Here is a 19,203-nt window from a genome sequence, read left to right as displayed (position 1 = left end):
TGGGAGTTTTGATTTTATAATTAATCTATAATTAGGTTACTTTTTTTTGGGTTGAAACACTGGCAATAATTTTGAACTTACTTCTCCAAAACCGATACGCACATGCTCATTTTTACAGTGTCCACGCATGGTTACCGTATCACCATCTTCAATAAAGGTACGTTCGGAACCGTCTTTTAATTTGACAGGATTTTTTCCGCCCCAAGACAATTCTAACATCGAACCGTACGAATCAGGTGTTTTCCCAGATAAAGTTCCACTTCCCATCATATCTCCTGAATTTACAGGGCAGCCATTCACGGTGTGATGCGCTAATTGCTGTGCCATATTCCAGTACATATATTTAAAATTTGAACGCGACACAATCGTTTCTTCTCCGTTTTCAGGTGTAATTCCTACTTCTAGGTGAATATCATAACTTTTCTTGCCAGTATATTGTAAATATTCCATTTGTGGTTTTAATGGTTCAGGCGATTCTACTCTAAAAGGTTGTAAAGCATCCAATGTCACAATCCAAGGAGAAATAGAAGAGGCAAAACTCTTACCTAAAAAAGGACCTAACGGCACATATTCCCACTTTTGAATATCGCGCGCACTCCAATCATTAAACAAGACCAAGCCAAAAATATAATCTTCCGCTTCTTCAATAGGAATCGGTTCTCCTAAATGATTTGCATCAGTTGTAATAAACGCCATTTCCAACTCAAAATCAACACGTTTTGAAGGACCAAACACAGGTGTGTCTGCACCAGCTGGTAGAGTTTGTCCTTGCGGACGGTGAATTGGAATGCCTGACGGAATGATAGACGAACTTCTACCGTGATATCCCACAGGAATATGCAACCAGTTTGGCATCAAGGCATTTTCCTCACCGCGAAACATCTTTCCAACATTCGTTGCGTGTTCAATACTTGAATAAAAATCCGTGTAATCGCCAATCTGAACAGGCAATTGCATTTCAATCTCGTTCAAGGTAAAAATAACGCGATTTCTATGTTCCGCATGATCGCGCAAAGTAGCATTACTTACGTCAAAAATATCTCCAATACGATTGCGAACCAAACGCCAAGTTTTCTTTCCGTCAGAAATAAAATCGTTTAAACTATCTTGTAAAAATATATCATCGGTTAGTGGAATTCCATCAAAATATCCTAGTTGATGCAACGCTCCTAAATCGATGGCATAATCACCAATTCGTGTTCCAATAGTAATGACATCATCTCTAGTAAGGAAAACTCCAAAAGGTATATTTTGTATAGGAAAGTCACTATCGGGAGCAACTTCTAGCCATGTTTTTCGGTTGGGATTATTGGTTGTATTTGGCATAGTTGTTCTGAATATTTAATATTTGAAAAAAAATGTTATTTCTCTTCAAATATATGAGTTTTATATATGAGTTATCGAATCTAAATCATATTTTTGGATTTTATTAACATAGAGTCAAAAAAATGCAACGCGACGAACAAATTTTTGAATTAATACAAGCTGAAAAAGAAAGACAACTCGAAGGATTAGAATTGATTGCTTCGGAAAATTTTGTAAGTGACCAAGTCATGGAAGCCGTAGGTTCTGTACTTACCAATAAATATGCAGAAGGCTATCCAGGAAAACGGTATTATGGTGGTTGTGAGGTAGTTGATGAAGTAGAAACGATTGCTATTGAACGCGCAAAAACCTTGTTTGGCGCCGAATGGGCAAATGTGCAACCGCACAGTGGAAGTCAAGCAAATACAGCCGTTTTTGCAGCCTGCTTGAAGCCAGGCGATAAAATTTTAGGATTCGATTTATCACACGGAGGACACCTCACACACGGTTCACCTGTCAATTTTTCAGGAAAATTATACACACCCGTTTTTTACGGAGTAGAAGAAGCAACGGGCGTATTGAACTATGATAAAATTCAAGAAATTGCGACCAAAGAACAGCCAAAAATGATCATTGCGGGTGCGTCTGCATACTCAAGAGATATTGACTTTAAACGCTTTCGCGAGATAGCAGATAGTGTAGGAGCCTTGTTATTGGCAGATATTTCACATCCTTCAGGATTGATTGCCAAAGGAATTTTAAACGATCCAATTCCACATTGTCATATTGTAACGACAACTACACACAAAACACTTCGTGGCCCACGAGGCGGACTGATTTTAATGGGGAAAGATTTTGACAATCCTTTCGGAATCACACTAAAAAATGGAAAACCACGCAAAATGTCTTCGTTGTTAGATGGCGCTGTTTTCCCAGGAAACCAAGGTGGACCGTTGGAACACGTCATTGCAGGAAAAGCAATTGCTTTCGGTGAAGCATTAACGGATGAGTTTATGCATTACATTTTACAAGTACAAAAAAATGCCAAAGCCATGGCAGCTGCGTTTATTGCAAAAGGATACAATATCATTTCTGGCGGAACGGACAATCACATGATGTTGATTGATCTTCGCAACAAAAATATCACAGGAAAAGATGCTGAAAAAGCCTTAGGAAAAGCAGATATCACGGTCAACAAAAATATGGTGCCGTTTGACGATAAAAGTCCATTCGTAACTTCTGGAATTCGCGTTGGAACTGCAGCGGTGACTACCAGAGGTTTAAAAGAAGATGATATGGAACTTATTGTGGAATATATTGACGAAGCCATTACGCATTACGAAGATGAAGGACGTTTGGAAAATATCGCCTTTAAAGTAAATACAATGATGTCTGGAAAACCGTTGTTTCAGGCGTAATTATCATAAACAGTTTATACGTACGTAAAAATTATCAAATCGAGCGCAGTCGAGATTCCTAGAAATCTCGACTGCGTTTTGTTTTATGTATATGTAACACATTCACTGCCAAACAATCGCATAATTTTTTAACACAAAATTAAGATTTTGCTATATTTGTCTTTATAATAAAATTGGCAGATGAAAAATTATACGATGGTACTTTTAGCACTTCTTTGTTTCCCCTTAGTACACGCGCAGATTTTTTTTGAGGAAAAAGCGATAGACGTGGGAATTAATATCACAGGAAGTTTTAGCACACAACTTGGCGGCGTTAGTTTTTATGATTATGACAACGATGGTTGGGACGATATTACGTTTGCTTCCAAAGGAAATTTTTCTGTTCGATTTTTTAAAAACAATGCAGGAACGTTTGTTGAAGAAACCTTCAATATCAGTATTCCAGGACATTCCAAACAAGTATTGTGGGTTGATTATGACAACGATGGCGACAACGATTTGTTTGTGGCACGACTAGATGCAGCCAATAAATTATACAACAACGACGGTAATTTCAACTTTACCGATGTTTCTGGAATTGCAGGAATTCCAAGTACGATTCTATACACGTATGGCGCTTGTTTTGGGGATTATGACAATGATGGCGATTTAGATTTGTTTCTGTCTAATAAAGATGATGCTAAAATAATTCCGAATCAACTATACAGAAACAATGGCGATGGTACGTTTACCGATGTTTCGCTAGTTGCGGGCATCAGTACTGTGGGACATTTATCGTTTTGTGCTTCCTTTTTTGATTATGACAACGATGGTTTTTTGGATATTTATATTTCCAATGACCGATTTGTCAATACGAATATTTTATACAAAAATAATGGCAATGGAACCTTTACAGATGTCAGTGCATCTTCGGGCGCTGGCGTAGCGGCAAATGCCATGTCAACTACGATTGACGATTACAATTACGATGGTTTTTTAGATATTTATGTGACGAATACTCCTGAAGGAAATCATTTATTACAAAATAACGGTGACGGAACGTTTACTGACGTAGCAACCGCCACAGGAACTATTTTTAACAGTATCGGTTGGGGCGCAAATTTCTTTGATGCGGACAATGATATGGATTTAGATTTGTATGTAAGTAGCATGATCAACAACACCGCTTCTGGATTGATGACTTCAGGGTTTTACGAATGTGCAACAGGCTACAATTACTCCGTACCTACAACTGCAGGATTTACGAATGATACGTTCACAAGTTTCTCCAACGCTATTGGTGATGTCAACAACGACGGTTATCAAGATTTTGTGGTAGTGAATCAGGCACCTGAGAATCACACATTTTGGAGAAATGCTGGAGGCACCAATAATTGGCTAAAGGTAAAACTGCAAGGAACAACTAGTAATAAAGCGGGGATTGGCGCTAAAATAAAGGCAACTGTTGGTGGACAAGTCATGTACCGATATGTATTGTGTGGAGAAGGATTTTTGGGACAGAATTCAGCAACAGAAATTTTTGGTGTAGGAGCACAAACTACCATTGATATGCTCGAAATCTTTTGGCCAAGCGGTATTCAAGATACGTATACCAACATTACGGCTAATCAGGTGGTGACGGCTGTTGAAGGTAGTTCCTTAGGTATAAACGAAGAAAACGCTGAAAAATTCAGCGTTTACCCAAATCCGGCATCGGATGTTTTGTATGTTTCTTCAACTGTTTCTGAACCGTATACGGTAACGATTTTTGATAGTGTTGGAAAAAAGTTATTTACACAACACCTACAAAATCGTCAAGCGAACCTTGATGTTTCTTCACTTGCTAGCGGATTATTCTTTGTAGAAATTCGCACTAAAACCGCGAAAACCGTTCAAAAAATAGTGATTCAGTAGTTTTTAAAAAATATTTAAAATTGCTAAAATTAAAAGTGCAATTCCAATAATTACCTTAAAAGGCATTAGTGCTTTTGAAGCTTTTACAAGACTTTCTCCTACTGATGGAATCTGACTTAGCACATGTGTTAATAAAAGTAAACCTGCAGCAATAGCGACACTACTGTATAGTATGTGGCTAAAAAGAAACCAAATTCCTAAAGCTAAACAAGTACCTCCAATTAATACTGTGAAGGGCATTAGTTTTTTGGCAATGTCATTAAAAAAATTGCTTTCTCCGTCGAGTTTGTCTAAAGCAGTAATTCCTAAGAGAATTCCTCCTGAAATCGTTGCAATTGTAAAAATAATGTGAGCAATCATGTCGTTGTTTTTTTGATTAGTTATATCCTTGTTTGTTAATATTTACTTCTAAGATACATATAAAAAAAGAATCATAAAACAGGAAATTGAATTTATGATTCTTTTCGGTGTATTGTTTATATATCAGTCAAAATGGCGGATATTTTGTTACAACTTGTAATTTGATTTTTTTCAGAAAGAGTGATTTTTAGTATGAAAACACGATTAATAATTTCGATTTAATTAATCCTCATCACTAAACGTCGTATGATTGTACGCACCAACATCCGACATCATCGCTCTGGCAAAGCCTAAAATGTCAAATTGAATTTCTAGAGGCGTGTTTGGCGTACTTCCAATACCAATAGCAACAGAGTTTTCGCCAATGTTGAATTCGTTGTTTTCAGGATTTTTAAAATCAATTGTGTTGGAATTGAGTACCAAATCGACTTCGTCAAAAATTGTATTGTTAGAGAAGTTATATAATTCGTTATTCGTGAAACGATTTTGGAAATCGTCAAACTTTATCAAAGAGTTTTTAAAATTATAATTTAATTCGATAGCGGAATTGGTCTCGGCTCTGTCAAAAAGCAATTCAATAGCATTATTTCCGTCAATAATACAATTGGAAAAGTCAGCTTGAACCAAGTCTTCAAAAAGCTCTGTTCCGTCGCCTAAATCAATATAATTATCAATCAAAACGGTTGGAAAGACTCTAAAGCTGTTGCTCCAATAATTGGCAAAGGTACAATGACGAAACGTGTATTTTCCGCCTAAATTTAAGTATAACGAAGCTTGTCCAGAGTTTCCAAAAACAGAGTTGTTTGCTTCTATATGTGCTGTTCGTGCCAAAAGTCCGACCGTGGCACTGTTGTATATTTTTGAATTATTGAGTCGCAACATCGGATTGTCAGGATCGTCACTTTTATCAGATAAGATTCCGACCGTAGCGTTTTTTATGGTTGCATAATTAATTTCGCTATTCACACTTCCGTTGGTTAGCCAAATCGTTCCCCATTGTCCAGGAACATCCGCAAAAACAGGCTCCAAACGATCGCCTTCAAAAATAACTTCATTTTCTTGTTCTTCGGTATTGCTCAACGCACCATTGACTTGCAACGAACCCTGATTTCCAATAATTAAACCAGAATTCGCATGAAAATGTACACGTGCGCCAGCATCAATCGTAAGTATTTTATTTTGTCCGACCGCTGCATATCCGTACACAACATACGGTTTTTCGTTGGTCCAGTTGAGTTCGGTATCGTCTAAAAAGAAACCTTCAATACGTGTTTCGTTGCCTTCGTCATCTACGCCGAGTAGGAGCGTTTCTGTGGTTCCGTCGCTAAATTGTTGTGGATATAGAAACACCGCATCTTGTACCAACGTTACCAATTCTACTTTTTGCTGATTGCTTCCTGAGTCAAATTCAATCGCATCGGTATACAAAAATTGAGTTCCGCCTGCAAAATCATTGATATCAATTGTTGTTTCTACAAACACAAACATGCTGTCATTTGCCAACAATTCTACATCTTCAAATATCTTTCCTGCAAGTCCGTCCACATTTAAGCGATAGCGTGAGTTTTCACCTTCGCCCAACTGAATACGCGGAATGCGAATATCATCGTCTGTGCGATTGTACACTTTAAGATTATAAGTACTAGAACCAATATTGGTGAAAACTGTGTCTAAAAACACCGTATCTTTTGAAAACTGTAGTTGTCCCGAACTCGGAACAGTAACAAAATCTTTTCGGCAAGAACTCCAAAGAATGGCGATAGAGAGTATTAAAAACGTGTATAAAAATTTCTTCATTGTATTATTTTAATTGTTGATACTGTTTGTAAACAGCAAACGTGGTAAAAATATAACTTTTTGAAATTCTTATTATTGTTTACAGGTGTTTATTTGTTGTTTTTCTTCGGATTTTTTGAATGATTATTACCTTTTCGATTTTCGTTTCGCTCTTCTTGCTGCACGAGCTGCTTTACGTTTGGCACGTTTTTCCAACCATTTTTTGCGTTTAAAAGTAAAGTAGTTTTTTATACGTTTTTTTCGGGCTTTCTTTTCAGGAGTTTCTTGGTTGGGTAAGCCATACGAAGAACCGTCACAATAATAAATTCCACCAACAACAGTACTTGCTTCCAATGCTTCTCCTAGTTTCATTTTGATTTTATATTCAAAAGTACCTTCAACTACAGATATTTCTTGTGTTTCGTACCCAACATAACTTATAATTAGCGTGTCGCCAACGTTTGCTGTAATAGAAAAGTCTCCATCAAAATCGGTTGCTTTTCCTTTGTCAGTTCCTTTAATTGCGATTGTTGCGCTAGGCAAAGGAAATTCGTCTTCATCAGTTACGTTTCCTGAAATCGTTATTTGTTTGCCTAATTCTTTTTTCGAATTTACTTTTAGAAGTTGCTCTTCAGCTATGGTAATGCTATCGGCATCTATAGTAACCATTTCTCCTGCAATTTCTGATAATTCATGTGTAGCAATCGGAACCGCTTCTGCAGAAGGATCTACGGCTAGTTGTATATTATATATTTCTTGTGATGCGTTGATTGTTAATTCTTTAGTTTTAAATCCAAAGCTATTGAATGTTAGTACGCTGCCAGCTCGCACATTCATGGAAAAGTTACCATCAAAGTCAGTTGTCGTTTTACTGTTTTTATTTTTCACCGAAACATGCACTCCAGGCAATGGAATTCCCTCTTCGTCAACAATAGTTCCTGAAATTGCTATACGTTTGCCTAATTCTTTTTGTGTTTTTGCTTTCCGCTGTAAAGCACTATTGATGTCTAATCTTTTAAATTGAAGCGAATCTAGTTGTTCCACTTTCGTGGGATTTTTCTTGTCAGCAGTTTTTTCTTGTGAAAACAAGGTCATTGGCAATAGGAGTGAAGCTACATACGACAACCAATGATTGCGTTTTTTTCTGTCTGCAATAAGTTTTCGATTTAATTGCGACGGATAAAAACGTCCGCAAGCATTGTTATGTTTTTTGATATGATGGATGATTTCTTCGTCGCTTTTACTCGTAAAATCAATCACTTCTTTGGTGCAGACTTTGCAAAATCGTCCTTTTTCTGTGGGCGACATTTCGTTCCAGTTTTCGTGACACGGTTCAGGAATACTGATTTGTAATTGTGTTGGCTTCATGGGAATTTGTTTTTAATCTTCTCAAAAAAAGCCAAAAGAGAACGGATAAGAAATCATAAATACGTGAACCGTCGTTTTGAGTGAGTAAACACGCTTCAAAATTAAATCCGAACAAAAAAAGTCAGTAATGTATTCGTGAAACACTCTATTTTTATAGTATTTTCGAAGCATAGTTACTAAATATCACATCGTGTTTCAAATAGAAGAAAATAAGCAAACTATTATCATTTCGAACAAAAGTAACAGCGTAAACGCTCAAATTATTCCAAATGAAGGTGGACGATTGGCTGATGTAAAATTGAACGATAGAACGATTATTGCAGAACAACCGCAGTTTCCATACAGTCAATCATCGGCATCGGCAATTATGTTTCCGTTTGTCAATCGTATAGAAGACGGGACATATACATTTGAAGGAAAAACGTATCAAATTGCATGCAATGAACCTGCAAAAAACAACGCGATTCATGGATTGCTCTATACAAGAAAATTTGAAGTGTATTCCACAGATGTTTCTGAGACTTCCGCAAGCGTGACGTTACAGTATACCTACGACGGAACCACAAAAGGGTTTCCGTTCCCGTTTGATTTTTACGTCACATATAAGTTTACCGAAACCACGCTTGATGTCATTATGAAGGTTACGAATACAGGCACACAAAACTTTCCGTTTACCATTGGCTGGCATCCGTATTTTGTGGCTGAAAATTTATATGAAAGTACGCTCAATTTTGATTGCGAAACAGAATATACAACGACACTCGACCGCAGTTTGACCAACGGAACAACGAAACACACACTTTCCAAACCCTTTCAAATACAAAACACCGAATTTGATACTGCGTTTAAGCTAAAAAATCCAGCAATTGAATTTACAACAGCGAATTACAAAGCAACAATAAAAGGAAGCGCAACAGAGAATTTTGTGCAATTTTTTACGCCTTCCACAAAAAATATCATTGCCATAGAACCAACCGTCGGATTGTCCAATAGTTTCAACAACGGCATCGGATTGCAAACGCTGGAAGCTGGAAAAATCTATGAAATTGCTTGGAATGTTGCTGTAGCTAAGTTGTGATTTTTGCTGGTTGCTAGTTACTAGTTGTTGGTTTTTTAATCATTTAATTTTTCAATCAAAAAATACACATCAGCAAGCTAAGCATAAACAAACAACAAAAAACGAATAACAAAAAAACAGAAAAAAAACCTACGCCGCCGTAATATCCACTTGAAAATTCTTTTTCATAAATTTTCCAATCATTTGTCGGGCTAAGCCTAAATATTCTTCTTTTGGATCGAGAAAACTTTGCAAGGTTTCCATTTCTCGTTGCAAGACTTTTCCAAATTTTTCTGCGCGTTCTGGGTCATTTATAAAATCGTTGTAATTGATGAATGCTTCTTCTACACGTTGCATTTGCGCACTGATTAAGATGGCTTTTTTCTCTCGTTCCATCACCAATGGCACACGTTGCAAGGCAAACACTTTGATAGAGGATAAGGCGCGTTGTTTTAAAAATTCTTTTCGCTTTTTAGGTTTTATCACACCAGAATTGATATCATATTTAAAATATTCTTCAGGATTTTCCTTACACGGATTGAGCAATAAGCGTACTTTTTCTTCTTCTTCAATATCATCTTCATGCGAGCGAACACGTTGATTTTCATCAAATAGAGGAAACTGATTCATTTTCCCCATACTTTTCGCTTCCGCTACTGTAGCTGTCGCTTGTTTGGATTTTTGATTGCAGTTTCGACACGAAAACAACAAATTATCCCAATCGGCCGCCAACCAATAATAGCCTGGTTTTGAGTTGCCTGTAGGTTTTAATTCTTCAATTTCTCCTTTAGGGCGAAAATGCTCAATATCACCTACGTATGTCGCCAAAATATCGCTTTCGCAATAGGCACACTTTCCTTTGCCCATTTTAATCAACGCTTCTTTGACGTCTGCGTGACTGTACACGTTGAATTTAAAGGCTTTGTTACGTTTATTTGGATCGGCATAATGCGCAATCGCTTCCTGTAATTCTTTTTTCAGTTTTTCACTTCCATCTGCAAGAATCTCAGGAATGTCAACTGAAGTTCTGTCAATGAAAATCATAATTTATTTTTTGCGGAAATATTTTTCCAGATGTCTTGTACTTTTAAAACAGCTTTTTCTTTAATATCATCGTCTACAATTTTGAGTTTTTTCTTCTTCATTTTCTTCGCTAATAACTCGTCAATCGCATGATACATCAAGTCTTCACGCGCATCGTCTCCCAAACGTTTCTTTTGAGGAAGCACTTCTTGCAAGGCTTTTATTTCTTTGATTTGTGCTTCGGTTCTGTCAATTTCATCGATGGCAAGCAATTCGTAATAACGCTCAAATTCCTTCTCCGTTTTAGAATCCATCGTACTGTTCAATCCAAAATATTCAGAAGTCAATAATTGGTCAATTCGCAATGTACTTGGATCTGGTAAATCGCTTATCGCGATGATGGCATTTTCACTGTCACGTTTCAACACCACGACTTCATTTTGCTTTAAACCACGCAAACAAAGAGGTTCATGCGTAGTAATGATAAATTGAATTTTCGGGAAGGTATTACGCATACGTTCAATAATTTCCATTTTCCAGCGCGGATGTAAATGTGTGCCGATTTCATCAATCAATACAATACCTTCTGCGAGTTCATACACGATATTTTCTTGCGAAAGCGTATAAATCATGTCTATCGCCACCGCAAAAATAGATTTGTAACCATCGCTTAAATGCTCAATGTTAATATTGTCACCCGAATGATGGTATTTGATGTAAATTTCACCTTTTTTGGGACTTCTTTTGATAGAATCCAAATCGTGCAACAGCAAAAGATTCTTCAAGGTTTTTGATACTTGATTGAACGTTTTAAGGTCGCTTTCTAAAAACCAATCTTTCGCATTGGATAACGAAACAGAAGCATCAAATAAGTTTTTCACCTTTAAATAACTCGGATGATCTTTTTCGGGTTGTAAATTCCCAATCGGAAGCAAACGCGTAGAACCATAACCAATGATAAACGCTGGTGGTTGCTGAATATTTGCGGTAATTTTATTTGTTTTTCTGTCAAACGTAACGCTATACACTTCGTCATGATCTTTCCCAAAAACCTTGATATGTCCGGTTTGTTTGCCATATTTCAATACATCTTGCACCGTGATTCCTAGTACGTCCAAATATTCTTGTCCCATCAACGCAATCGCAATTGCTTTGAGTACGGAACTTTTTCCTACACCATTTTCACCTAAAAATACCAACCAAGGTTCTACGCTTGTATCGTCGGCATAACTTGGCAATTGGAGTTTTAAATCGGAAAAGCATTTAAAATTTCGCAATTCAATCGTATCGAGATAGACATTTTTTAAAATGCTAGCGTAATATTCGCTGTCCTTTTTTTGAAAAATAGCCTTCTTAGTGTCAGGTTTTTTCGTTTTATCTCTGGACAAGCCTTCCGAAGTTTCTTCCAGCGGAAATGACATGGATTCAAAAACATCGCCACCTTTTATATTTTCCTGTGCATCAGGAATTGGCGGTATTTGTTGTTGTTGTTGTTGTTGTTGTTGTTGTTGTTGTTGTTGCGGTGGATATTGAGTAAAGTAAGAATCTTTCGGATTGCTATAATCAGAAATAATTTTATAAAGTTTTTGGTCTTTTAAAATATCCTTGATAAGTGCGTTTCGAAATGCAATATGGTTTTTGGTAGAAGTTTCTAATAAAACAGCATTCCAGTCTTCAGCAATGTTTTGTATGTTGTAGTCGCCTTTTCGTAAACTTTCTGCTTGTTGTCTAATTTCATTAACGATATACGTTCGCTCATCAATCAAATCGGTACGATTCAACCCTAAAACATGTATGGTTGCTTTTGCACGTTGAATATTGGCTTCAATTTGAGCTGAAAACTCGTCGCTAATCATCTGGTAGTTAGGATAGGATTCTATCTTTTTAGGAATGATTTCAAACTTTTCTAAGTCAAAATCAAAAAACTGGCTGGGATCTTCGTAGCAAGGATCAATTAAAAAGGCATTTTCTTTTTTTGAAAGTTCGCTGTGTAATGTTTTTAAAGGCGCGCGTTTGCCATTGACAGGAAATACATTCGACTTAAAACGCTGACAACTGTGGCAGACCAAATATAAATTCTCCCATTCGTAGGTCAACCACCAATAGTAATCTTCTGCAATCTCCTTACTATCAAAACCTTGCGCATAATTCATCGGGCGAAAACGGTGCAAATAGCTTTCATAGCCTGGTTTTCCTCTTCGTAAAGTAGATTCACATAAAGCACATTTGTGGTGTTGTAATTCTGCTAACTCATATGAAATTTCACTTGGAATATAGCCTTCATTAAATGTTCGCTGTGCGCGCGAATTTTTATGCAGATTGTAAAATTCGTTGATTTCCTGCTGTAGTTGCTCGTATTCTTTGGAGAAAAAGAATTTTGGCTTTGCTATTTTATTTCTTTCTATCTTAATCACAACGCATCAGTTTTTGAGTATTGAACACTTTTCCAACCTAAAGTACGTGATATTTCATAAAAAATAAAGAAAAGACAGAAAATACCGTGTTTTTCCCCTATGCTGTTTTTTGAGTATTAAATACATTGTAAGTGTTATAAGCAATAGGTGCATGAAAGCGGAAAAGCAATCTGAAATAACGGAAACAACACGTCAAATTATACAGCGAAAAGAAGCTAGTTCGTTTGTAAAGTCAAAGGCTGATAACGATAGTTTTACACCACCGACAGCAGCTTCAAAACAAAACAAAGCGCTGCCAAGCAACTTACAATCGAATATGGAAGCTTCTTTAGGACAGGATTTTTCTAACGTTTCTATTCATACCAATTCGCAAAAAGCCGCTCAAATGAACGCTCGTGCTTATACACAAGATGAAAACGTACATTTTGCCCCTGGAGAATTCAATCCGAATTCAACACAAGGACAAAATTTAATTGGTCATGAATTTACACATATTGCACAACAACGTGCAGGTGTGGTAAAACCAACTAAAGTATTGCAAAAAGGAGTTGCTATTAACGATAGTAAAAGTTTGGAAAATGAAGCAGATACTTTCGGAAAAAAAGCGGTGCAAGGAGAAACTATTTCAAAATATAGAGGAGCAAGTCCGCAACATTCAAATGCTACTACGCAGGCAAAATCGGATTCGCAAGGGAAGTTGTCTGAGCAATTAACAACAGCACTTTCTCCAGTACAAAAACAACAGGCAGGAATAGTGCAATATACCTTAGCAACTGACCTCACAAGTTCATTGACAGCTGAGGCTTCGATTAATTTTGAAGGAATAATTGTGACAATTCGAAATGCGCCTGTCGCGGAACGACAAGCTGTTTTGGGAGATGTAGCCGTGATGACATTGATACGTTCTAGTTTTTTCCCCGAATCTGTAGCAAGAATTATGTCTGAATTGATGGTCGGTTCTCAGAAATGGAAGAATCCTATTTATTCAGATTTTTATCAATACTTTGTTGTTTCACGCGGCACGGGAGAATTACCTACGTCTGCCTCAATGAATTGCTGGGAAAGTATTATGTATGCTGGGTATTTAGCTGGACAAATTAATGCAGATTGGATTTATGATTTTTATGATAGAACTGGACTCATTGCAGCATCGTTATCATCTGGAGCGGCAAATCCAACACCTGAAATTTGGGCAGCGTTAGGATGGAATTCTAGTTTGCCAATATTGACATCAACAGGTAATGGAAATCCTGTTCCAAGTGAAGGCGATTTGATTTTTTACACACCAACGGGAAATACGATACCAGATCATGTTGCGGTGTATGTTGGAAATGGTGAAGTGATTAGTTTGTGGAGTCAGCCAAATAATATAAAATCTGTACAACGAATTTCTATTACAGCACTTTCGGGAGATATTCAATTTACGAGTCCGCCATGGTAGAGTGTTTTAAATTAGTAGTATATTGTTGTTTGAGTCAGCTACTTCGGGGCAAGTCCACGAAGCATCTCGTAGAAACTATTAAAAACATTTCGACGCAACCGTCGGAGCATTTTTAATCTCGATTATCGAGTAAATTATAATTATAAAAAATGGAAACAGTTAATTGTTTTGAGCCAGTTATATTTTCGCAAGTGGTAACATTTGTAGAAAAAAAAGGAAAAGAAACGCTTTTAGATGCTAAAATTGTCACTCAAAAAGGGACAAAGGCAACCGTATTTGTTGTCGATAGTTTTATGATAGCAGCTGTAGGAAGCGAAGAAGATACACGATTGATTGTTATTGACGAAACGCACAAAAATCCAACATTTACAATATCGGTAGATGAAGAAAATCACTTAGACATTTCCGCATACGCATCTCGTATTGATAGCGAAGAAGATATACAACAACGAAAAGAGACTTGGTGTACACTTGTCACTAAAATTTTGAAATAATCATTCAAAAAGCAGTTAAAATGAAAACAGAACAGCAACCAAAACAACACGATAAAGGCACAAAGAATATTATTCAGAAAAAAGAAAAAAGTTCTTTTGTAAAGCCTGTGGGCGATACTACGAAATTTTCGCCACCGTCAATTTCAGGAAAGCAAAACAAAAGCTTGCCAAGCAAATTACAGTCCAATATGGAAAGTTCCTTTGGACATGATTTTTCCAATGTAGGCATTCATACCAATTCACAAAAAGCGGTACAGATGAACGCGCGAGCATTTACGCAAAACGAGCAAGTTCATTTTGCGCCAGGCGAATTCAACCCGAATTCTGCGGGTGGACAAAACTTGATTGGTCACGAATTTACACATATTGCACAACAACGTGCGGGTGTTGTAAAACCTACCAAAATGCTAAAAAAAGGCGTCATGGTGAATGATGATAAAAGTTTGGAAAATGAAGCAGATACGTTAGGTAAAAAGGCTGTTAGAGGAGAAGCTGTTTCTAAATATCGTTCTGCGGGATTGGGCGTTCGTAATTCTATGCGAACTTCACAAATGATGTCTAATGTAATTCAACGAGATATTGTTGATACAGGCAATTTAGGTTATGGAGAATGGGACTTAAATTTAATAAAAAATGATGCTACCGCAGCTGGAGGAAAAGCTGAAGAACGTGGCACACTTAAATTTACGCCTAGCAAATATTCACCAACCTCTAATGATATTAGATTGATACAAATTGTAAGAACTGTAGATACTGCTACAGGATCAAATTATAAATGGACAGGAGGAGAATCAGATAGAAATAATGTGATGACTACTGCTGATAGTGCAAATAATGTAGCTGGCGGCTTTTTTGTAGATCATAAAGCCGCTTCTGTTTCGCCTAGAACTAGTAAGTCTGATGCTACAATTACACCAGATTATAGAAGTTTTTGGCCAAACTCTGGTTCAAGTCAAAATGGGCATAAAAAAAGTACTACTGATATTCAACACGCAAGTTTATGGGATGCTCCTGGAGCAAATTTCCCAATTAAATTCAACTTTGTAACCTCTGCAAAAGCCATGGATACAGGACGTTATTATGGAACCGTTTTATGGGGATTTGAAATTTATAATGATAAAAAAGGAATTTCAAAAATTAAAAATGAATACCACCGATTTAGAGAGTATAGAGGTCAGACATTTGATGCAGCATTACAGGCATTCGACGACTTTTATAAAAATCCAGGCACCACAGGTGCACCAACCAAATAACAATGAAAAAGTCAGTTGTTTTTTTATTAATACTAATAATTTCTTGTATGGAAACTGAGAAACAGAATTCTCCAAATACTGATAAAATTACTTCATTAGTAAAAATTATTAATGAGCATCCTGATAATTTACACCAAGACTACACACCAGCCGTTCATGAGTTGATTGATTACGGAAATGAAGCAATAAAAGCCGTACTTCCTTTATGGAACAGCGATGATATTTGGGAACGCTATCGCGCACAACGCGTGGTAGAAGGCGTCTTACAACAAAAACTCGGTTGGAAAGCTGGACAAGGATATCCGAAAGATTCTAATGGCGAACAACAATTCTTAGCCTTGTGGAAGGCGAATGGTAATTATAATGCAGAAGCTTCTGAGGAAGAGCGCTTGGCGTCAATTCAAAAATGGAAAGATTGGTTAACAGAAAATTCAAAAAATGGAAAATAAAGATATTATAGATATTGAAAATGGACGTTTACATGTGCTGGAAGACCAAGTGTTGCGTGGCAATTTGTTTACGCATACTTCTATCGGAAATCAGGCAAATCGTATTAATGAAGTCGAATCTTTTGTATTTGGTTTGATTGATGTTTTGATAGAAAAAGGAAATATCAACGAAGAAGAAATTAAAGAAGCAACCGCTAGGATTCGTCAAGAAATGGTAGAAAAGGGTGAAATTGCCCACGCAGGCGTTCAGTTGCGAATGGACAGCGAAAAAGATAAATTGTTTACGCCTGTCAATTGTGAAGAACGCATGCCTATTTGTAATGCGATTTGCTGTAAGCTAACTTTTCCTCTGTCAGCCGAGGAAGTAGAGGCTGGAAATGTAAAGTGGGATTTGGGACAACCATATCACATCCGACATAAAAAAAGTGGATTTTGCACACATTTAAATGAACAAAAAGGATGTTGTTCTGTGTACGATAATCGTCCAAAAGTTTGTAGTAAGTATAGCTGCGCAGACGACAAGCGCATTTGGAAAGATTTTGAAAAAATGGAACTGAATACTGAGTGGATTGAAAAAAATCTAAAAGAACGAAAAATGGTATTACAGCGCGCTACGATGGTGTTGCAATAAACTCTTAATCCCTTTTGCTAATTGTATCGCCGCATTATTATTGAAACGAAACCACAATTCAGGCTCTATCAATTCCAATTCGGAAATGGCGAGTTGATTGTCATTATCCCAAATGATATCAACACGAGCGTAGATTGGAAATTCAATACAGGCTTTTACGGCGTTTTCGGCAAAAGTGATTTCTTCTTGTGATGGAGTGTATTCATGAACGCTTCCGCCGAAATCATCTTGCACTCTGAAATCGCCTTTTTTGGCTTGTTTTAGAATTGCGTGTGTGTACGTTCCGTTGATAATCATCAACGAGATTTCACCTTTGGTTACGACCTGATGCATAAACGGTTGCAACATCATGGCTTCTTCCGAAATTAAATCTTTAAATATTGTTTCGTGTTGGTGAATATTCTCAGGATGTAATTTATACGTATGTCGCGCAGCACCAGAAATACAAGGTTTTACAACCGTTTCTGTCCAACCCAATTCTTGATGAATTTCAGCAAGTGTGCGCGAATCGCCTTTTTCAATAAAATACGTCGGGACGATAGCTATATGTTGCTTCTTTAAATCTTGTAAATAATGTTTGTCAATATTCCAACGAATCATCTTGGCAGAATTCAACAAAATGGTTTGCTCGCTTACCTTTTTCAGCCAAATAGAAAATTCGTCAAAACGATCAAAATAATCCCACGTAGTTCTAAAAAGCGCATATTTGGTAGTATTCCAATCAAAATCAGCATCATCCCACGAAAGTCGTTTCACGGTTAATCCTTCGTTTTCTAGCGCATTTTGTACCAATGTATCTTCTAACAACACATTATCAATATAATCGTTGCGCTCTGTTGGATTCACATAACGATGATCAGTAAGAATAACGACGTCAATAGGTTTCATATTAAAAAAGGAATTGCACAAATATAAAAAGCCTGTCAATGAAAACAGGCTTTCTAAAAAATATATGCTAACAAAATTTAGTTGATAAATGGATTCGAAAATTTGGAGTCACTCACCACGGTTTCGTCTGTCAACGTTCGTAAAAAGGCAACCAAGGCATCTTTTTCAGCTTGTGTTAAATTCATACGTCTTGGACCATTTTGATCGCGCAAACGATTGTCTAACGCAGGACCATCTTGGATTCCTGAATTGTAAAACTCAACAACTTCTTCTAAACTTGTCAAGCTTCCATCGTGCATGAATTGTGCAGAAGTTGCGATATTTTTTAGCGATGGTGATTTAAAAATAATCGTTTCTCCAGCATCCAAACCATTACTTCTTGAATTGGCAGCTAATGAAAAACTTGGCAATTCATGACACGCCGCACAATTGATATTCCCTGCATTTGTAGTAAATAGTTGTTTTCCTAAGTTTTCTTCTGCGGTAAAGCTTGGAAAATTTTGTCCAACACCATTTCCAGGCGCATTCGGATTGTACACTTGCGCAAATGCTTGGTCAAATCTACTATCAGTAGAAACCATGCAACGAATATATTGCGCCAACGCACGTTGAATGCGATTTACCGTAATAGTTCCGTCACCAAACGCCAATTCAAATAATGCTGGATAATAATCAATCGTGTTCATCTTCGCAATCAATGCGTCCAATCCGCCATTGCTGTCATCAAAGCCCATTTCTACGCTGTTGATGATAGGTTCGGTAGTTTGTGCTTCCAGTGTTGGTGCGCGCTTGTCCCAAAAAAACGATTCGCCTTCATAAAAACGCGCATTCAGCAATCGCATGGAATGTGCGCCTGTTACGCTTACGCCATCAAATCCAGTACTAAATTGATTGTTGTCTGTAAAAGCAATTCCCTGTTGGTGACAACTTGCACACGAAACTGCATTGTTGATGCTTAATTGTTTATCGAAAAATAAAATTCGCCCTAAAATAGCGCCTGTATCTGTTGCTTGATTATCAGTAGGTTCGTTGTTGTTTCCAACGGTATTAATGTAGTGAATTGGATAGTCGGGACTGCTGTAATTTGGTAAATCGCTAAAATTAATTGAAAAATAATCCGACATGTCAATTCCATTTACAATATTGTCGTCAGGAATAATCGGTGTTTCAACAGTTTCATCAGGGATTTCCGTATATACTTCTTCGTCAGAAGCGCAGGCACAAAGTAAAATTGAAAATAGAAATACGTACTTTCTCATAAGGCATAGGTGTTTTGAAGTTAAAAAGTAGTATTGCGGCAATAGGCAAAATGGTTAGGGTTTTCATGTGTGTTATTTTTTTAGACTGAAAACAGAAAGAATGGTTTAATCTTAATATAAAAAAAGTAAGAGATTGTGTGATAAAATTTCTTTCACAGCACAATCTCTCGCGTA

16 protein-coding genes are annotated in these 19,203 nt (G+C 37.0%); 8 read left to right on the top strand and 8 right to left on the bottom strand.

Annotation, left to right across the window (positions count from 1 at the left end; translation table 11 throughout):
* Nucleotides 1-36: 36 nt before the first annotated feature.
* Entirely contained in the window at nucleotides 37-1,326 is a 1,290-nt protein-coding gene (fahA, locus tag C8N46_RS10460; RefSeq protein ID WP_108114839.1) for a fumarylacetoacetase, read from the bottom strand.
* A 122-nt stretch (nucleotides 1,327-1,448) separates the two neighbouring features.
* On the opposite strand from fahA, the gene glyA reads away from it, so the two are divergent.
* Nucleotides 1,449-2,723 carry a serine hydroxymethyltransferase gene (gene glyA / locus C8N46_RS10455; RefSeq protein ID WP_108114838.1) on the top strand — a complete coding sequence of 425 codons (1,275 nt, stop codon included), beginning with the start codon at nucleotides 1,449-1,451 and terminating at the stop codon, nucleotides 2,721-2,723.
* Nucleotides 2,724-2,903: 180 nt separating this feature from the next.
* A complete protein-coding gene (locus C8N46_RS10450; RefSeq protein WP_108114837.1) occupies nucleotides 2,904-4,616 on the top strand; it encodes an FG-GAP-like repeat-containing protein in 1,713 nt (570 codons plus the stop codon).
* 3 nt (nucleotides 4,617-4,619) lie between these two features.
* Here C8N46_RS10450 and C8N46_RS10445 read toward each other — a convergent pair whose 3' ends face one another.
* From C8N46_RS10445 to C8N46_RS10435, 3 genes are all read right to left on the bottom strand, one after another.
* Nucleotides 4,620-4,976, bottom strand: coding sequence for a hypothetical protein (locus C8N46_RS10445; RefSeq protein WP_108114836.1), 357 nt, complete (start codon nucleotides 4,974-4,976; stop codon nucleotides 4,620-4,622).
* Nucleotides 4,977-5,198: 222 nt separating this feature from the next.
* Nucleotides 5,199-6,773 (bottom strand): hypothetical protein, encoded by a 1,575-nt coding sequence (locus C8N46_RS10440; RefSeq protein WP_108114835.1) that lies wholly within the window; start codon nucleotides 6,771-6,773, stop codon nucleotides 5,199-5,201.
* A gap of 126 nt (nucleotides 6,774-6,899) precedes the next feature.
* Nucleotides 6,900-8,120 carry a carboxypeptidase-like regulatory domain-containing protein gene (locus C8N46_RS10435; RefSeq protein ID WP_108114834.1) on the bottom strand — a complete coding sequence of 407 codons (1,221 nt, stop codon included), beginning with the start codon at nucleotides 8,118-8,120 and terminating at the stop codon, nucleotides 6,900-6,902.
* 190 nt (nucleotides 8,121-8,310) lie between these two features.
* Here C8N46_RS10435 and C8N46_RS10430 point away from each other — a divergent pair, with 190 nt between their 5' ends.
* Nucleotides 8,311-9,198, top strand: a complete 888-nt coding sequence (locus tag C8N46_RS10430) for an aldose 1-epimerase (RefSeq protein WP_158269129.1) — start codon at nucleotides 8,311-8,313, stop codon at nucleotides 9,196-9,198.
* Nucleotides 9,199-9,327: 129 nt separating this feature from the next.
* Here C8N46_RS10430 and C8N46_RS10425 read toward each other — a convergent pair whose 3' ends face one another.
* On the bottom strand, nucleotides 9,328-10,221 hold the full coding sequence (locus C8N46_RS10425; protein WP_108114832.1) for a retron system putative HNH endonuclease: 894 nt from the start codon (nucleotides 10,219-10,221) through the stop codon (nucleotides 9,328-9,330).
* Nucleotides 10,218-12,614, bottom strand: coding sequence for an AAA family ATPase (locus C8N46_RS10420; RefSeq protein WP_108114831.1), 2,397 nt, complete (start codon nucleotides 12,612-12,614; stop codon nucleotides 10,218-10,220). The genes C8N46_RS10425 and C8N46_RS10420 overlap by 4 nt, the downstream gene beginning before the upstream one ends.
* Before the next feature lie 151 nt (nucleotides 12,615-12,765).
* Between C8N46_RS10420 and C8N46_RS10415 the strand changes: the two genes are divergently transcribed.
* The 5 genes from C8N46_RS10415 to C8N46_RS10395 all read left to right on the top strand — a co-directional run bounded on the left by C8N46_RS10415 (nucleotide 12,766) and on the right by C8N46_RS10395 (nucleotide 16,882).
* Entirely contained in the window at nucleotides 12,766-14,055 is a 1,290-nt protein-coding gene (locus C8N46_RS10415) for an eCIS core domain-containing protein (protein ID WP_108114830.1), read from the top strand.
* Between the two features lie 149 nt (nucleotides 14,056-14,204).
* Nucleotides 14,205-14,549, top strand: a complete 345-nt coding sequence (locus C8N46_RS10410) for a hypothetical protein (RefSeq protein ID WP_108114829.1) — start codon at nucleotides 14,205-14,207, stop codon at nucleotides 14,547-14,549.
* Nucleotides 14,550-14,569: 20 nt separating this feature from the next.
* Complete coding sequence (locus tag C8N46_RS10405; protein WP_108114828.1) at nucleotides 14,570-15,802, top strand: eCIS core domain-containing protein; 1,233 nt, start codon at nucleotides 14,570-14,572, stop codon at nucleotides 15,800-15,802.
* A gap of 47 nt (nucleotides 15,803-15,849) precedes the next feature.
* Nucleotides 15,850-16,251, top strand: coding sequence for a hypothetical protein (locus C8N46_RS10400; protein ID WP_108114827.1), 402 nt, complete (start codon nucleotides 15,850-15,852; stop codon nucleotides 16,249-16,251).
* Entirely contained in the window at nucleotides 16,241-16,882 is a 642-nt protein-coding gene (locus C8N46_RS10395; RefSeq protein WP_108114826.1) for a YkgJ family cysteine cluster protein, read from the top strand. The genes C8N46_RS10400 and C8N46_RS10395 overlap by 11 nt, the downstream gene beginning before the upstream one ends.
* Here C8N46_RS10395 and C8N46_RS10390 read toward each other — a convergent pair.
* Entirely contained in the window at nucleotides 16,853-17,770 is a 918-nt protein-coding gene (locus C8N46_RS10390; protein ID WP_108114825.1) for an ATP-grasp domain-containing protein, read from the bottom strand. The two genes, C8N46_RS10395 and C8N46_RS10390, sit on opposite strands and share 30 nt — an antisense overlap.
* Nucleotides 17,771-17,847: 77 nt before the next feature.
* Nucleotides 17,848-19,029 (bottom strand): cytochrome-c peroxidase, encoded by a 1,182-nt coding sequence (locus C8N46_RS10385; RefSeq protein WP_108114824.1) that lies wholly within the window; start codon nucleotides 19,027-19,029, stop codon nucleotides 17,848-17,850.
* Between the last annotated feature and the right edge of the window lie 174 nt (nucleotides 19,030-19,203).

The sequence above is a fragment of the Kordia periserrulae genome, assembly GCF_003054265.1.
GTDB classification, from domain to species: domain Bacteria; phylum Bacteroidota; class Bacteroidia; order Flavobacteriales; family Flavobacteriaceae; genus Kordia; species Kordia periserrulae.
Note: the sequence above shows the minus strand (reverse complement) of the source record. Positions and strands in the feature narration are given on the sequence as shown.

What these genes read in the sequence shown, in the direction of transcription:
- C8N46_RS10445 (WP_108114836.1), bottom strand. Translation starts at nt 4,976, where the DNA reads ATGATTGCTCACATTATTTTTACAATTGCAACGATTTCAGGAGGAATT.
- C8N46_RS10425 (WP_108114832.1), bottom strand. Translation starts at nt 10,221, where the DNA reads ATGATTTTCATTGACAGAACTTCAGTTGACATTCCTGAGATTCTTGCA.
- C8N46_RS10410 (WP_108114829.1), top strand. Translation starts at nt 14,205, where the DNA reads ATGGAAACAGTTAATTGTTTTGAGCCAGTTATATTTTCGCAAGTGGTA.
- glyA (WP_108114838.1), top strand. Translation starts at nt 1,449, where the DNA reads ATGCAACGCGACGAACAAATTTTTGAATTAATACAAGCTGAAAAAGAA.
- fahA (WP_108114839.1), bottom strand. Translation starts at nt 1,326, where the DNA reads ATGCCAAATACAACCAATAATCCCAACCGAAAAACATGGCTAGAAGTT.
- C8N46_RS10415 (WP_108114830.1), top strand. Translation starts at nt 12,766, where the DNA reads ATGAAAGCGGAAAAGCAATCTGAAATAACGGAAACAACACGTCAAATT.
- C8N46_RS10440 (WP_108114835.1), bottom strand. Translation starts at nt 6,773, where the DNA reads ATGAAGAAATTTTTATACACGTTTTTAATACTCTCTATCGCCATTCTT.
- C8N46_RS10405 (WP_108114828.1), top strand. Translation starts at nt 14,570, where the DNA reads ATGAAAACAGAACAGCAACCAAAACAACACGATAAAGGCACAAAGAAT.
- C8N46_RS10400 (WP_108114827.1), top strand. Translation starts at nt 15,850, where the DNA reads ATGGAAACTGAGAAACAGAATTCTCCAAATACTGATAAAATTACTTCA.
- C8N46_RS10450 (WP_108114837.1), top strand. Translation starts at nt 2,904, where the DNA reads ATGAAAAATTATACGATGGTACTTTTAGCACTTCTTTGTTTCCCCTTA.
- C8N46_RS10390 (WP_108114825.1), bottom strand. Translation starts at nt 17,770, where the DNA reads ATGAAACCTATTGACGTCGTTATTCTTACTGATCATCGTTATGTGAAT.
- C8N46_RS10385 (WP_108114824.1), bottom strand. Translation starts at nt 19,029, where the DNA reads ATGAGAAAGTACGTATTTCTATTTTCAATTTTACTTTGTGCCTGCGCT.
- C8N46_RS10395 (WP_108114826.1), top strand. Translation starts at nt 16,241, where the DNA reads ATGGAAAATAAAGATATTATAGATATTGAAAATGGACGTTTACATGTG.
- C8N46_RS10435 (WP_108114834.1), bottom strand. Translation starts at nt 8,120, where the DNA reads ATGAAGCCAACACAATTACAAATCAGTATTCCTGAACCGTGTCACGAA.